Annotated in this window: 9 protein-coding genes; 1 reads left to right on the top strand and 8 read right to left on the bottom strand. The window is 32.0% G+C overall.

Annotated elements, in window-relative coordinates:
• Window positions 1-171 precede the first annotated feature (171 nt).
• Complete coding sequence (locus AC1Q51_RS24940; protein WP_000088962.1) at window positions 172-546, top strand: hypothetical protein; 375 nt, start codon at window positions 172-174, stop codon at window positions 544-546.
• Window positions 547-806: 260 nt separating this feature from the next.
• Here AC1Q51_RS24940 and AC1Q51_RS24935 read toward each other — a convergent pair whose 3' ends face one another.
• From AC1Q51_RS24935 to AC1Q51_RS24900, 8 genes are all read right to left on the bottom strand, one after another.
• Window positions 807-1,142 (bottom strand): hypothetical protein, encoded by a 336-nt coding sequence (locus AC1Q51_RS24935; RefSeq protein WP_000524431.1) that lies wholly within the window; start codon window positions 1,140-1,142, stop codon window positions 807-809.
• Window positions 1,143-2,677: 1,535 nt separating this feature from the next.
• Window positions 2,678-3,226, bottom strand: coding sequence for a fascin domain-containing protein (locus tag AC1Q51_RS24930; protein ID WP_000834557.1), 549 nt, complete (start codon window positions 3,224-3,226; stop codon window positions 2,678-2,680).
• A 324-nt stretch (window positions 3,227-3,550) separates the two neighbouring features.
• Window positions 3,551-6,274: a putative mucin/carbohydrate-binding domain-containing protein gene (locus AC1Q51_RS24925; protein WP_492331784.1), complete on the bottom strand. Its 2,724-nt coding sequence runs from the start codon at window positions 6,272-6,274 to the stop codon at window positions 3,551-3,553.
• A gap of 104 nt (window positions 6,275-6,378) precedes the next feature.
• Complete coding sequence (locus AC1Q51_RS24920) at window positions 6,379-8,745, bottom strand: putative mucin/carbohydrate-binding domain-containing protein (protein ID WP_090977457.1); 2,367 nt, start codon at window positions 8,743-8,745, stop codon at window positions 6,379-6,381.
• A 141-nt stretch (window positions 8,746-8,886) separates the two neighbouring features.
• Window positions 8,887-11,127 (bottom strand): M60 family metallopeptidase, encoded by a 2,241-nt coding sequence (locus AC1Q51_RS24915; protein WP_090977455.1) that lies wholly within the window; start codon window positions 11,125-11,127, stop codon window positions 8,887-8,889.
• A 568-nt stretch (window positions 11,128-11,695) separates the two neighbouring features.
• Complete coding sequence (locus tag AC1Q51_RS24910; protein WP_090977453.1) at window positions 11,696-12,964, bottom strand: glycoside hydrolase family 5 protein; 1,269 nt, start codon at window positions 12,962-12,964, stop codon at window positions 11,696-11,698.
• Window positions 12,965-13,476: 512 nt separating this feature from the next.
• Window positions 13,477-13,707 (bottom strand): hypothetical protein, encoded by a 231-nt coding sequence (locus tag AC1Q51_RS24905; protein WP_029948057.1) that lies wholly within the window; start codon window positions 13,705-13,707, stop codon window positions 13,477-13,479.
• A gap of 153 nt (window positions 13,708-13,860) precedes the next feature.
• Window positions 13,861-16,590: a sensor domain-containing protein gene (locus AC1Q51_RS24900; protein ID WP_139213273.1), complete on the bottom strand. Its 2,730-nt coding sequence runs from the start codon at window positions 16,588-16,590 to the stop codon at window positions 13,861-13,863.
• Between the last annotated feature and the right edge of the window lie 706 nt (window positions 16,591-17,296).

Genomic DNA, 17,296 nt, shown 5'->3' with positions numbered 1-17,296 from the left:
TTTTTACTTTTGATAGACTATTAGACATTGGATTATTATACATAAATCCCAAAAACATGCGGTATTTTGTAGAATTTTGTCTATCAATATGTATGTACACCCTTTTGTAGTGGATATAGACTGTGAGGTGTAAGGAGATACCTTACAAAATAATAAAAAGGAGATTATAGAATGAGTAGATTAACAAAATTCTCAAAGTTAGTATTTGCAACTTTAATCGCGGGAAGTAGTCTAAGCACCTTTGTTTCGTCACACAGTGTACAAGCTGACACCTTAGATCCTAATTACCAAGACAATGTAAAATTCATACCACCTTCTAGTGCTAGGCCAACATTGGAACAAAAAAACACTATTGTTCCAGAAGCAAAAGTTGTTAAAAACCATTATGTAAAGTACTCTAAAGCACATTTCCAAACTAAAGAAAGTATACCAAAAGAGATTTATTATTCTTCAGAAGGCTTTAAGGGCTATATACAGGCAAGTACCGTTTGGGATATGGGAGATCATTTCGCAACACTATATTCCGGAACCGTTATTCGATGTTAGACTTTTAATCCATTCTCCCCTAATGCTTAAAATGATTAATAGCTCACTGCCAATACTGTAATATCTATTGTTCATAAAATAAACCACAAAATCTTTCGATTTCATGGTTTATCAAATATAAAGATAATGCTAAACGAATACTCTAACATTACCTTCCCCAAAGTTAATTATAGAGTATTTTCAAAAAAAAGACACTCTTGTAGTGTCTTTTTTATAGTATTTTAAAAAGAATTCCACCTACTAACACCTTTTTGTTGCGCCTATTCGTTTATTTCAATATGATACTTTTCCATCTCGTATATGCAATAGACAATAATAGCTAAACTCCAACTGACACTATAATAATTATGTGTGTAGAAGTCATATCCCGCTTTAATACCTTTCTCTATTACAACTAATGTAAATCCTAAAGCCACCCATCTGTTAATTTTCATCTTTATAAACGTTAAAGAGATAATTATTAAAAATAAAATATTTGTAAGATGATTTATCATTAGCTCATATTTTTGAATGTATACTGCCATTATACAAGCAACGATATTAGTCGCAATGCCAAAGGCAATCACCGCTCCCCAAACCCTGTCCGAAAGTCCCACTCCTGAGTCAGTCCCTTCCTAAACAAATATCCATTTCTTTAATTCATTCCTACACCCTATTCAAGATATGCTAAATTATCCTTGTCTGATGAATATCTATTTATCTTTTCATATAGAGCAAACAAAATTTCTACTCATAATTTTTTCTTTATTAGACAAACTATGTCTAAGCCGTTTGAACTAGCGGCTTCAATCTTCTGGTAATGGGATAGCACAATTTATTGAATTGACTAACTCATTCAACCCACTGGCACCGGCAGGCAACAAAATAGTTGTCTGCCATTTTCATGTGTACTTTTTCTAATTTCATTTCGAACCAAGTGTGTGCTGTACTGATTTCAAAAGGACAGAATTTCATTTTTTAAAATGTAAAAAAGATAAGGTCCTGTCTACTTTTGGTATAGGACTTTTTCTTTTCACACATACTATTCTTGAACCTGTTTCCAATACGTGTCCTAATGATGTCTTGAGTTCCTCCTAAAAAGGGCTGCAGATACTACTGCATGCCCTTTTATTTACGTTGCTTCTCTATATTGAATAAAATAATTAAAAACTAAAAATGTAATATTACATATTTTTTCTGTTCAGATTATGTTAGGATTTACTTCGTAGTCGAATTATGGTTTCGTATCTAATTCAGCAATATGTGAACTGTTTACCTAAAGAAAAGACACCCAAAAGGTGTCTTTTCTTCTTTTAATCTAAAAAACATTTTTTCTTTTCAGTAAGATCCAATTATCCCTCTAACCTAAACCTCATAATTAAAGGCAATTTAATCATGGTACTCAAGAGTTTTCATCCATTTCAATATACCTATAGCTTAATTTAAAATCACATTTCCAGCACTATATTTACTTTCCTACAGATTTTCTGTCTTGTTCTTAATTCTGTCAAAATCCTCATGTAGCTATACAAAGAATATATGCTACTATGATATTAAGAAACTATGCGTTCCCTTAACCCTGTATCCGGCCCTGTATTTATTACAGGGTCTTTGTCTATTTTATTTAATACACATCCAATTTCAGTTAAAATTGTTTAAATGTTAATTAATTTTTGAAATGATATAACTATAAGCTCTTTTAACAAATAAAATATAATATTAGACATATTTAACCAACTTGGGGCTATTATTAGTTTTCTAAATATGTACTTCATTAACACCATACAAATAGTATTAACTATCTTAATTGAATATTAGTAATAGTAAGTATAAACATTATCAATTTACTACATCTTACATTTATGTAAAAATAAATACGTGTTAAGCTTTTTCAAAATCTTTCCCCTAATAAAGATTTGAAGTAGCATTTCATGATTCTCCTTACTGTTAATATGCCTTGAAAAAGAACCCTATAGGGTTCTTTTTCTTCTCATTATAACCTCAGTAAGTCCATGCAAAAAGGACTGCTAATTATTTGCAGCCCTTTTACACGTTAATATACACTTGTATTACATGCTTAAAACTTTATTGTATTAGGTATTTATACCAACTAAACATGCCATTATCATTTAGATATATAACACTTCAAAGTTTAGAAGTATACAATAACAAATCTTTCCCAGCTTCCAGCTACATAACTAGTAGCTGTTAATTCTCTACCACCATTTGCTGATATATATCTACCATTACTTAGTGCTTGTAATACATATATCCTATTGTCTCCACCATTATATAAGATAAACTTTTCCCATGCACCAATTGATGTACGATCTGCTACTACTCTACCATTTGGCTCAAACGAAACATACTTCCCATTACTTTTAGCTTTTAAAGCGTACGTATATAATTCCCCAGTCGAAATTAATTCGAATTTCTCCCATCCATTAACTGCATTACGATTTGCTATTATATTTCCCGAAGGCTCAGCCGAAACATATTGTAAATTTGCTGCCTGTATAGCAACTGTCCAACTTCCATTAAATAAATTTACGCCTTTTAGTGAACCTGCTTTTGATAGATTGGCTGCCGATACATCATTCGATGGTGTAATCATCAATATCATTAAAACCATCGACAACACCATTAAAACTAACCTTTTTGAGATTGTATTACCACTTGCACGTGTTATGAAACTTTTCATTCTCATTCCTCCCTTAATATACATAGAACTCATATATATATCATACCAAATATGTAAAATATTGTAACGAAAGAGAGGATTTATCAACAAATACCTTACTATTCTGTTTCTTTTTTCTCAAATCTATAACACTTAAACATTTATCAATTCTCAAGCACATTTTTAAAATTTACCCCCTGATAAACAAATGTAGCAGTTGATGGCAAGGAGAGTATATACAAAAGAGAGAGTATTTTCATTTCACTTTTCTTTAAATAAAAGCCAAATAGTCGTTCATAATGAACGACTATTTGCATCTAACTAATAATTAGAAGGTTCTTCATGTTAATCTATTTTGTTTAATCCCGTTGAAGTAACTTGATAGGTTCTTTTTTTGCCTATATATTCTTGTTTATTATTCTCAAGGTTAATAAGTGTAGCGCGTGTCTTTTCCTTTACTGCTTCCCCTTCCATATGGGTAATCTCAATGTAATCTCCCGCTTTTACGGGCACCTTTTGGATTTCAGCAGTTTGTTGTCTATTTCCTACTATTTCCTTATTATACACAACACTACCGGTCGAATTCTTTACTGTAATACTTGCATACGTATTATTAAAGTAAGAATGTGGTACGCCTGCTTCTAAATTCACCTGCATTTTCTCTGTTGTCCTATTATAATCAACTTTTGCGATTTCTCTATCACTATATCCTTTTAAAGACCACCCAAAATGATTTCCATCTAAAACCGTTGTTTCTGGCATTTTTTCTACTTTCTTCAAGCCTTCTTTTGTAACTTCGTACATGACTTTTTTTCCAAAACTTTCTTGTTTACTATTATCTACATTTGTAAGAGTAGCTCTATGTACACCTTCTAGATGTGTTAACTCTATATAATCCCCTACTTTGACTGGAAATTTTTGCGATTCAGCATTTTGCTGTTTGTTTCCATAAATCTCTTTGTTATAGACCACTTTTCCTGATGTGTTTTGTACTTTAATACTCGCATACGTTTCATTAAAATAATGATGCGGTACGCCTGCTTTTAAGGCGATTTGCATTTCTTCTGTCGACTTATTAAAATTAACTTTTGCAAACTCGAAATCACTAATTCCTTTTAGTGACCATGCAAATTGATTTCCATCTAAAATTGTAGCTTCGGGCATTTTTTCTGCTTTCTTCAGACCTTCCTTTGTAACTTGGTATATTGCTTTTTTTCCAAAGCTTTCTTGTTTACTATTACCTACATTTGTTAAAGTAGCTCTATGAATACCTTCTAGATGTGTTAATTCAATATAGTCTCCTACTTTGACTGGAACTCTTTGCGATTCAGCATTTTGTTGTTTGTTTCCATAAATGTCTTTATTGTATACTACTTTTCCTGATGCATTTTGTACTTTAATACTCGCATACGTTTCATTAAAATAATGATGCGGTACGCCTGCTTTTAAGTCGATTTGCATTTCTTCTGTTGACTTATTGAAATTAATTTTTGCAAACTCGAAATCACTAATTCCTTTTAGTGACCATGCAAACTGGTTTCCTTCTAAAATACTAGAAGAGTCCGGTATATCTGAATTAAAACCTAAGTTATCTAATATAGATTTTAGATCAGGTAAAACACCTATTCTATCATTCCACGGATCTTGAGATTTTGTTCCTGTATTCGGATTACTTAAGATATTTCTTAATTCGGCTGGTGTATAAGGAGAACCTCGATGTTCTTTAGCAATACCTTGAATCGAAGTTGCTGCTCCAGCAATAATTGGTGAAGCACTTGATGTTCCACTAAATGTTGATGTATATAAATTTGTAGTATTTTGACTTGGATTTGCTGATGTTGTATCAACATTTTCTCCCCATCCATATACATCTAATCGACTTCCATAATTTGAAAACCATAAACGTTTATGTGGAACAGTTGATGATCCCGCCCCAACCATAATAGCACCTGAATCCTTGAAGTCTGGACTATTTCGATTTAAGATCTTTTTTCCATTACGATCTTTAAAATTATCTAAGTCGTTTGAACCATTTGCGCCAGCTTCTATAATAATAATCCCTTTATCTGCACCAACACGAATTGCATCAAAAATATCTGGATGTACTTCTACAGGTAAATATTTATCCCCATACCCATCATACGAAGCTTGTGCCTCTAATAAAAGAATATCTCCCGCTTGTAAATTATGTACAGCACTTAAAATAGCATCCGCTGTATTATAAATTCCATTGTCCCTAATCTGGGATATTACTTTTACATTTGCTTTTGGTACAATTCCAATATTTCCAATTTGATTATCTTCAGATGAAACAATTCCTAATACAGAAGTACCATGAGCTCTATGCTGGCTTATATTTTGTCCCGACATAAGCTTTATATTTTTATTAACTAGATCCTCATGGTTCAATAACCATCCATATTCCATATCCACAAAAGTTGTACCCTTTCCGTCACCACCTTTAATGCTCCAAGCATGCGAGGCATTAATTCCCTTTGGTGCCGCTTCAAGATATCCTTGATTTGTAAATCTAGGATCATCGTACGGATTAACAGATAAATTTGGTAAATGTATTTCAGGAGGTGTCAAAATTTGTTTTTCTTGTATATAAGCCTCCTCTACGAGAGGAGATGCTTCAAATTTTTTCAGTAATAATTCTATTTCTATGTTATTAGGAGCTTGTACAATATAATAATTTAATAAATTATTAGCTGATTCATTAGCAACTGATTTAGATTGTACTGATAACTTTTCAATCTCTATCGGATTTACAGATGAGAACAGACGATTCAAAGTAAGTTCTGTATTTTCGGAAAATAACTTCTTTAAATTGTTATCATAATCCCCATTTTTTATTCGTTTCTCAATACCATCTTCATAAGGTAAGTCAATTTGATTTTTAAACTTTACAACTAATCTTTCTTCCTGTGAATCTCTTTCTTTGTATGTGACATTATAAGATTCAGCGTAAACTTTATTATGAATACTATCATTTTGTAAAATTAGATCTGTTCCTACAAATGTGGTCATTGCAATTGATGAAATTAGAAACCCTTTAAATATGTTCATACTATACCCGCCGATCTATATTCTCTTGAGAATTTTTTAATGCGTATAATGGTTAAGATTTTTATATAATATATAAATCTATAATTTAACTTTTGTAGTGAAATCTATGACTTTATTAATAATCCCATAGAGGTAACCTGATATATTCTTTTCTTTCCCATATACTCCTGCTTACTATTCTCAAGATTAGTAAGTGTGGCGCGTGTCTTTTCCTTTTGTGTTTCTCCCTCTATATGAGTAAACTCAATACAATCTCCTACTTTGACTGAAACGGTTTGGCTCTCAGCATCTTGTTGTCTATTCCCTATAATTTCTTTATTGTACAAAATATTACCAGATAAATTCTGGACTTTAATGCTTGCATACGTATTACTAAAATAAGAATGGGGTATACCCGCTTCTAATTTAAGCTGCATTTTTTCTGTTGCTTTGTTATATTCTATTTTCGCGATTTCTCGATCATTATATCCCTTTAATGACCAAGCGAATTGATTTCCATCTAAAACCGTTGTTTCTGGCATTTTCTCTACTTTCTTCAAGCCTTCTTTTGTAACTTGATATCTTGCTGTTTTTCCAATGGTTTCATTTTTGTTATTTTCAAGGTTAATTAAAGTTGCTCGCGTTTTTTCCTTTGCTACTTCTCCTTCTATATGGGTAAATTCAATGTAATCCCCTACCTTGACGGGCACAGTTTGGCTTTCAGCATTTTGTTGTTTATTTCCCACGATTTCCTTATTGTACAGAACGTTACCAGAAGAATTCTGGACCTTAATACTAGCATACGTACTAGCAAAATAGGAATGTGGTACACCTGCTTCTAGTTTTACCTTCATCTCTTCTACCGTTTTATCATAATCTACTTTTGCAATTTCTCTATCACTATATCCTTTTAATGACCACGCAAACTTGTTTCCTTCTAAAATTGTTGCTTCTGGCATCTTTTCTACTTTCTTCAGGCCTTCCTTTGTAACTTCGTACATGACTTTTTTTCCAAAACTTTCTTGTTTACTATTATCTACATTTGTAAGAGTAGCTCTATGTACACCTTCTAGATGTGTTAACTCTATATAATCCCCTACTTTGACTGGAAATTTTTGCGATTCAGCATTTTGCTGTTTGTTTCCATAAATCTCTTTGTTATAGACCACTTTTCCTGATGTGTTTTGTACTTTAATACTTGCATATGTACTATCAAAGTAGTCATGTGGTACACCTGCTTTTAGATTAATTTGCATTTCTTCTGTTGATTTATTTAAATTTACTTTCGCAAATTCGAAATCTCCAATCCCTTTCAGCGACCATGCAAATTCATTACCTTCAAAAATGTTTGGAGATTCATTTTTGATTTGTACCTTTTTCTCAACAGTTTGATCAAATATATCCGTTAATACAATTTTTGCATAAGCATTTGTTGGTAATGATATAGATTGACTGATTCCATTTTGATAAGATTTAATATCATTAATTACGTTAATAGGTTGGCCCGTCATATTTTCATTGTTATAAATTTCAATTTTCCCCTTAAATTGCGGTGTACTATTTTCTTTTAGTTTCCAAGATACATTTAATTTTTCATTTTCATAATATATAGATTGGATATCAAAATCTAGTTTTCCTATTTCAGGTTGAGTAGGTTGATTTAGCGTGAATATTTTTCCTGACCCAATAGTAGACTGCGTATTACCTCCTGCTTTGACCCATACATATTCTGAAGTAGATCCTCCATCATATTGATAAGTATTATCATGCGTTCCAGAAATACTTTGATTATTCCAAGAACTCCATTGTTTATCAACTAATTTTCGGCTATAACCATTTTTTAGGCGCGCTTCTCGAACATTCTGTCCACTATCAGCCCAGTCTTCTTGAAACATTCCTAATCCATGATTAAATGCAACATTAGCAACCGGAAAGTCCATAATTGCAATCTGATGCCATTTATTCTTTGTTACATCTTTCATCCATTGTCCAAATTTAGTATGACCATTTTCTTGCCATGAACGCATTGTCATTGTGTACCAATTGTAGTCTTTCCAACCATAAGTTGTTTGAACCTTCATTCCTGTTCCTTCTCCCCCAAAGGGTCCAGCTTGCGAATTCGGAGATAAGTATTCGGCCTTTATTGCTTCTTTAGAGGAAATTGGATCCCATAAGGCAAAATGTAAAGTACGTTTTCCATTTTCATCAAACCCACTTTGTTGTTGAAAACCAGCATATCCTCCAGCTTCACCACCTGCATTCCAGTTGTGTACAGCCCAGTACGTATAAGGTGGAGTCTGAACTGGTGACCAGTCTATACTAATAATATCTGAGGCAGGTATATTTTGGGGACTCACATAAACTGCTGGAGCAGCTGAATGTGTTGCAGCTTTAGTGTGCGAAATAGACGTTCCAAACATAGAAAACATGCTACATGCTGCGGTCATTATAATAACTTTATTAAATCTTTTCTTCGTTTTCTGACTAATCACTAATCTACATCCTTTTCTAATTTTTATTATTGAATAATAACTTAGTAGAGAAATCTATCAAAATTCAAACAACATCCAGTAAATCTTTAAAATACTGCCCCAATTTTATGTTGTTCTATCTTCACATCTGATTCTTACATGTTATTTGATTGTAAGTGGTTTCCATAAAGATAACGCAAATATCCAATTCGGGTCACCATTTCCTTGATGATTTTGAACCGCTTCATACACCGTCCCTTGATGTTCTACTTTATCGCCCTTTGTATATGCCTTCTTTGGATCCCATTTTTCATAAGATACATTTTGATCTTTGGTTTTTACCGGAAGAATTTCACTTTGAATTGATGTATTTCCAGCTGCATCTACAGCCTTCACTGCATATTTATATTCCTTATTAGCTGTTAAGTTTTGATCAATAAATGTCGTTCCTTGTACGGTTTGAATCAATTGTCCATCACGTAATACCTGATATTCTTTTACACCTATATTATCTGTAGAAGGATTCCATTTTAGCTCTACACTGTTAGAAGTAAGATTGTTTGCATATAATCCTTGTGGCTGTGTGGGAGCTTCTGTATCTGGTTTCGGATTAACAATTTGATTTACTTTTTTCAGGCCATCCTTTGTAACTTCATACATTACTTTTTTATCAAGACTTTCACGTTTATTATTATCTAAATTTATTAATGTTGCCCTCTCTCCGCCTTCTAAATGTGTAAGCTCAATAAAATCGCCGGTCTTTACTGAAACTTTTTGTGTTCCAGCATTTTGCTGTTTATTCCCATAAAACTCCTTGTTATATACTACTTTACCTGATGTGTTTTGCACTTTAATACTTGCATATGTACTATCAAAGTAGTTATGTGGTACACCTGCTTTTAGATCAATTTGCATTTCTTCTGTTGATTTATTTAAATTTACTTTTGCGAATTCAAAATCTCCAATCCCTTTCAGCGACCATGCAAACTGGTTTCCTTCTAAAATATTATTTACATCAGGCATATCTGGTTTAATTGGATTAGAATCCGTACCCTTCCAAATCTCTGCTGTTAAAATTGGATATCCTAATGCAGCTACCTTTTGAATGGTATCGTTATTTGGACGTAATCCCCACTTCTCAAAGAAAGGAATCAAATTTTGTTTGGCTACTTTTGATGCTGAAATCATAAATAATTGTTTTTTATTTTCATCAGTTTGTGGAAGTTCACTTGAAGGCATGTCTCTATACAATTGATGCAATTTAGGATAAAAATCCTCTCCATACGCTAACTGTAGTTGCCAAAGCATAACAAGCTTTACAAAAACATCGCTAATTTCATCATAATTTTTATTCACTTGTTCTAAATATTGAAATGCTTTTGGATAAATTCCACTTTTCTCTAAGTTGGATGGTTGATTAAATGCTTTTTCTACAGAAAGGCTGTATATATTATTTTGTACTTCTGTCATATTATAAAACTTCCAGGGCGATTGTTGTCTCAAATGTCCTGCCTCATGCCAAGGGCCCCAGCCATCTGTTATAAATTTATTAATATCTAACACGTATTGGATTGCATCTCCTACATATGCTGTTCGATAAGAAGTTGCATACATATAATAATCAGGAGAATGATTTTCTTCTACGTAATGAACATAATGTTTATCTACTTGTTCTTCAGATAATCCAGCTACTTTGTCTTGAATTCGAGTAGCTTCATCCATCTTTTTTAAGAGTTGTACAGGATCTGTATTAGAACCCAACAAATATTTCTTAACACGTGCAGGGCTGGCCGTAATTAATACACGTTCGCCTTTTAACTCCACTGCATGTGCATTAGGATATTGGTCCAGCATGTTTATTAAATCTTGTTTCGTATGCTTTCCTAGTTCAAAGAAAGGCGTAGTCGTTCCACCTGTTGTGATTGTTGTTCGAATGGTACCACCTTGCTGTTTATTATAAAAATAAATCAGCCCCCCATTTGGAGATTGGATTGTGTTTACACCAGGTTTTAATGTAAATGATTTTATCTTAGAATCTTCTCTCCAAGAAGCATCATACGAATACGTTCCAATATATACCTGAATATCTTGATTACCTTCTACATTAATCGTTATTTGTTCATTTGGTTTTGCATATAAACCAGTTGGTTCATATGGACTAAATGCCATACTTTTTCTTTCCTGTTGTTTTAGTACCTCAACATCTCCTTTTCCTGGGACTGTAAATGTTATATTTTCTGATTTAACTGACTTTTCACTTTGCAGTGATGTCGATAAATTTTTTTGCTGCTCCTTTTGCTCCGCAAAGACATCTGATGAAGAAATCATTCCAGTCGCAAGCATAGTTACTGTAGCAGTAGCTGCAAGTATTTTTCTAGTTTTATGTTTTGAATTATTCCCCATATTATCTCCCTCATTTTTCCTTAGTACTCTTAAGGATTTTTTGTTTTCTTCTTCATGTTTTTACAATCTAAACTATTCATACTATTTAAGTTGTGTCTATTACTCTATATTTTTTCATAAATATCTCCTTTTCTTTATTTATTATTGTATATAAATGTTATTTGATGACACATTAAATAACAACTTTACGATAAACTCATCGATAACAGCCTATTATGTTTTGATTCTGTATTCTAAACTCCCATCTAATTGGAGAAATACACCCAATTGGAGAAATCAGTAAATATTTTTCAACATTTAAGGGTTGGAATCTCACAAAAAATTCATAAAACTTATTTACTTTAAAGGTTTAAACAATTGTGACCACATTTGTTTGAACCTCCACAATTTTTTTCTAAGCTATTCTCTAAAAATCTTATTTTTCGTTGTAAATAAACCTGATTGGTACTCTTTATGCAAAAGAAAAGATGGAATCTTTAATTCAACTCCACCTTTTTTCGAAATAAAAAGCATCTAATTCTATTTGAATTAGATGCTTACATTTAGTCCTTAGGCCTAATATTCTAAACTATTTACGCGTTTGTAAATCTTTTTTTATTACATCCCAGAGTGAATTATCTTGACGCATCGGTTTACCCTCTTCATCCCATTTTATTTTTCCTGTTCCCAATTCATAATCCATCCCTGTCCATGTGTCTTCACGAAATGCATAGAATGATTTATGCCAACCTTTTTGGTTGAAGATAGAAATAAGATCTTGCATGTATTGGGTAGCTCCTGGAACAGTACGGTTAATTCCAAACTCCTCTGCAATAATTCGATTAGATGATACATGATTTTTCTTAGACCATTGTTGGATTGGCTTCAAAAATTGCTCTAATCCCTGCTTATTCCACATTACAGGTTTCTCTAAATCTCCTACTTTTACTAATCCTGGATATTGATACTCCTTATTTTGTTTTTCACCTTGACTCGTTAATTCATATGGTTCATACATATGAAATGCATATAGGGTTTTTTTATCATTTACTGGTTTTAAATATTTAAAGGCCCATGGAGTAGCATATAAACCTGAATCTAAAATAATCGGTGTTTCTTGGTCTACTTCACGAATGGAATTGATTACTTTTTGATAAAATCTGTTTAAATCCGCTGTCGTTCCCTTCACTTTTGCATACCATTTCTCATAATCTTCCGTCCAAAAATCATTATATCTATTATTTTTAACTGTTTCTGGATGTGGTTCATTTATAATATTATAACCAACCACCGCGGGGTGATCTTTTAATTCCAAAGCAAGATCCTTCCAAAATTGACTTGCTTGTTCTTGATACTTCTCTTCCTCCCATATTCTGTCGTCATTCTTGTTATTATTAAATTGGCGCCATCGATCACCAGGTAAGGATAACATTGTAAGAACAACTTTCATTCCTTGTGATTGTGCGGCATCTAAATCCGCCTTTAATTTTTCTAAATCCTCCTTTACTAATCCCTGATAGTTATCTGCATTACCTATCAGAAAATCCTTTCCAGAAGTATCTGGTTTATCCTCAAATAGAAAATCTTTATCTTTTGCCCATTTATCAGGTGCTAAACGTACATATTCAATATTAGCTTCTTTTGCACTTTTATAGTTTTCAGGTAATGACGTACTATTCATGAAATTAGTACCCTTTCTTTTCGAATCCCAAAAACTAATTTTTGAATCGCCTTTGTGGTATGTATCAGCTCTTACATTCATTTCCTGTACTCCGAAACTCATCATGCCTAATAACGCAACAATTGGCAAAATTTTTTTCACAACTTTTCCTTCTTTCTCTTTATATTTAACACACATAACATACCTTTGTTTTGTTACAGGAATATGGCAATTTCCCAAAAATTCTTTTTTAGTTTATAAGATCGCAGCGCATTCATAGAAATGAAAGGGATAATTAGAACATTGCTTCATTTTCAAAGAAACAAAAAAGGAATCCTTTACGGATTCCTTTTTGCAATTCACTCTTTTTCAAATGGTACATTTCGCACCTATTTTTAGTATACCTTATAATTCCTATAAAATAAATAAGATTAAATGAAATTCACTTCAAATTGTGATAGAAAACATAATTAAGAAGCGAAGATAACTAAATATTATCCCTTTTATTAAATAAAAAAGATTAAATAATTCCCCCTCCAAACTAGGACCCCTTCGCATTTTTTACAAATATTGTTATAATTAGATAAACCAGAGCATTACCCCATTAACAAAGGGACTCCATAATTGGAGTCCCTTTGTTAATTAGCTATTAAAAATGATAGCATGTGATTATTGTATAATTTCTTCCTTTTTTAGATCTGCATATTCTTCTACGAAATCCCATAAACCTTGCTTTTCGAAGTAAGAAACACTTTTTTCACTTCTTCTAAGAGTTTAATTGCTTCATATTCATTAAGAGAATGTAAAATATTGAAATGATATACATACTCTTCATTTCCTAATTCCATACAAACTGCTAATCCTTTTTCAAATTGCTTTAAGAATATACAAGCTGTCCCTAATGCGTTTTCACAAGAAGCAATTTTCACCTCATATCCCATTAGCCCAAAATACAAGGAATATAGATACGTATTTTACTTTCAAAGGCTGAAACCTTGCTGCATAACTACTGAAAATAAACATAAGAAAGACGTTCAAATCCATATGGATAGAACGTCTTTTCACTTTACTTTATACAGATACTGATTTTTCACTTATTCATTTTGCATTGTACTTAAAAAATCGATAAATTCATCTTCATTTACAGGTTTACTGTAGTAATAGCCCTGAATTAGATAACATCCATTACGTTGTAACACTGTTAATTGTTCCTTCGTTTCCACCCCTTCTGCTATCACTTTCATGTTTAAAGTATGAGCAAGTGAAATAATGGTTTGTATAATTTCATCTCCATCAGTAGAAATTCCGATCCTATTAACAAATTCTCTTGGAATTTTCAAAATATCAATTGGATAAAGAGGCAGATACGCTAGTGAAGAATAACCTGTACCAAAATCGTCAATTGATAAATGTACACCATATGATTTTAATACTTTTAACTTCGATAAGGTTTCTTTTTCATCTACCATTGCTATTCGCTCTGTTAATTCCAAATCAATTGAATTAGCAGGTACTCCTATCTCTTCTATGGTAGATATCATTGTTTGAACAAAATCTTTCTGTTCAAACTCTATAGCTGATAAATTTATCCCCATCTTTAGATTTGAATAGCCCGCAGAATGCCATTCTTTCAGTTGTCGACACGCTTTCTGTAACGTCCACTTCCCAATTGAAATAATCTGCGCCGTTTCTTCTGCGATAGGTATAAACTCAAAAGGAGAAATCAGCCCAAGCTCTGGATGTTGCCAGCGTATTAAAGCCTCTGCACCAATAACCTTACCTGCCTTACTATCAATTTGTGGTTGATACAATAAAAATAACTCATTATTTTCAATTGCATTTGGTAAATCCTGTTCTAATCGTAATCGACGAGTTACTTTTTGTGATAATGTCTCGTCATACATACAAACAGCATTGTTACCTTTTTCCTTTGCGCTATACATAGCGATATCAGCGTGTTGTAAAAGTGTAGTAGTATTTATTCCTCCAAATGGATACACTGCTATTCCTATACTAAGAGATAAGTAAAAACTATGCTGATTTACTACAAATGGTTCTTCAGTTATACGAAATAGAGTTTTACACAAATCCAATAGCTGTTGCTCTGTTTGGTTATGGACAATGATTGCAAACTCATCTCCACCTATTCTTGCTAGAGGAATAGTCGGTGACAGACATGTCCTAAAACGTTTGGCAACTTCTTTTAAAACTCTGTCACCAATCGAATGACCCAATGTATCATTAATGGTCTTAAAGCGATTTAAATCAATATACAGGAGCCCGAACTTATCCTGTGTTTTTTGTGCACGCTTAATGGATCTATCTAATTCTTGTTGGAAGAATATACGATTTCCAATCTCCGTCACCGTATCATGGAACGCAAGATAATTTATCTCATCCTGTTGTTGTTTCATCCTCGTTATGTCTTTTACCATTACATAACTCCCAAAGGTTTGTCCTTCTATCATAATAGGAACTATAGTGACATACCAAAAGAGAATATCCTTCTCATTGTTATTTTTCACACGTAACTGTAACGAAGATGAACTACATCGTTTCCCTTTCTTTATAGCCGATTCCAATTCAGATTTATCTTCATCTAAAAAAATAGAGAAGCACTCTTTCCCTATTAATGCAGCACTTTCTTTTCCTAATAACATACTTCCAGCCTGGTTTATATTTAATACGATACCATTTGAATCAATCGTTAAAATAGGATCTGGATGATACTCATATAAAGACTTAAATCTCTCTTGATTTTTTACCAAATCATTAGATTTGTTTATTAAATCCCTTGTTCTTTGAGATACTGTTTGTTCTAATTGATTATTAAACACTTTTAAGGTCTCGGTTAAATCTTTGTTTTGCATTCGTACAATTGTATGACGAATCAGTACAAATACAAAAGCAATACAATTTCCCGTAATCAATGTAGCTGAAGAAGTTTGTTCTTTCAAAGTAAAGCCAATTAAGACTGCAACTGCAAGATAAGGAAATATGACAAGAAGTTCCCTTCCAAATTTCGGATTGACAATAAAATAATTTCTTTTAGAAGAAGTATTCTTTGGGATTGTAGCAGCAATAGCGATAAATAATAGGAAAACTCTATACAAACACCTTAATAATATAACTGAACGATCTGACAAATCATCTTGTAAGTAAAAATATAAGTAGTCCGTAATAGCCAATCCAGTTAATACTAAGATAAAAATAAACAATTTACTTTTTGCATTGAAAATAGCAGGTCGAAAGATTAGTGTAACTCCAAGTAATAGAAGCAATAAATCTATAATCGGAAAAATAAATGAAAGAAAAACATCTCCAATTGAAAAGAATAAGATATTTGCGGAAGGTTTATTAAATAGGTACCACTCTAATGTAAAAATAGCAGTAACAACAATGCATAAATCACAAAGTAAATACGCTCTCTCCCATTTGTTACATTCCATCATAATTTTATAAAAAAACGCAAAGAGAAAGAAAAATAAGAAAAACAACAAAAATATATCAGAGATATTAAAATTTTGTATTGGTAATTCTACATTAAGTACTTGAAAAGCAGATATGAAATTTCCTATCAGGAAACACCCTATCGCAATAATTATGCAAATCCAGAATACTCCTAACTTAATTTTTCTGGATAATATAGAATACAGTAATGAGATAAATACAGTAGTTTCAACGACTAAAGATGATAGCCGGATATTAAAATCTGATACGAAATAATGATTCGGAAGAACAAATAAAAATATACAGCAAAAGCTTATATAAGCTATTAAAGCCAATATCAATACATAAAATTGCACATATGCATATTTACGCAATGGACTCACCTTCTTGAGTTTTTTCTATACTTTTATTAAGAAATGTCTTGATAGTAGCACAACTCCTACTAATTAAAATGTGTGCTACCTATTATCCATATTATGACCTTTTTAAAAGATTTCTTTCTACATACAACAGTCTTATTAACTTTTTGTAGATGTTTACAATTTTCAATACTGAGGATTCCAAAAAGGATCAGTTAAAAAATGTAGTTTTTCAAGTATTTGTGCATCGTAAATTTGGATTGTATAACTTATCTACTCTTTAAATATGAGATAAAATCTAATCCTCTATTGAATTATAGTTAGTTGCTAACTGTCACACTTAAAAAGGAATGAAAATATACTATCTTTAACATAGAAATTCGAATTAGTTTTCGAAACTAACTGTAACAATTATAGTTACAACTTAGATTGATGTCAATTTCATATTTCCTCCTTACTCAAAGAATTATAAATAATCTAGGATTAGGTGAAGCTGAAGCTGATATTGCATCTCTCTAAAAAGAATGTTACTCTAAAAATAGAATTATGAAAGGAATGATGGATGAATAATGATTAACTAATTTATATTTTAAGTTGAATTTTATAACTTCAAACTACAAAATATAGGGTTAGTCTATCCATTTTTAAAATTCAGTTCATACTTTATTTGTCATGATTCAAATGATTAATAAGTACTTATTAAGTATAGACGAAAGACTAA

The organism is Bacillus sp. MT94 (assembly GCF_058792475.1).
The sequence above is the reverse complement of the archived record's forward strand: the minus strand, read 5'-3'. Positions and strand labels throughout refer to the sequence as shown.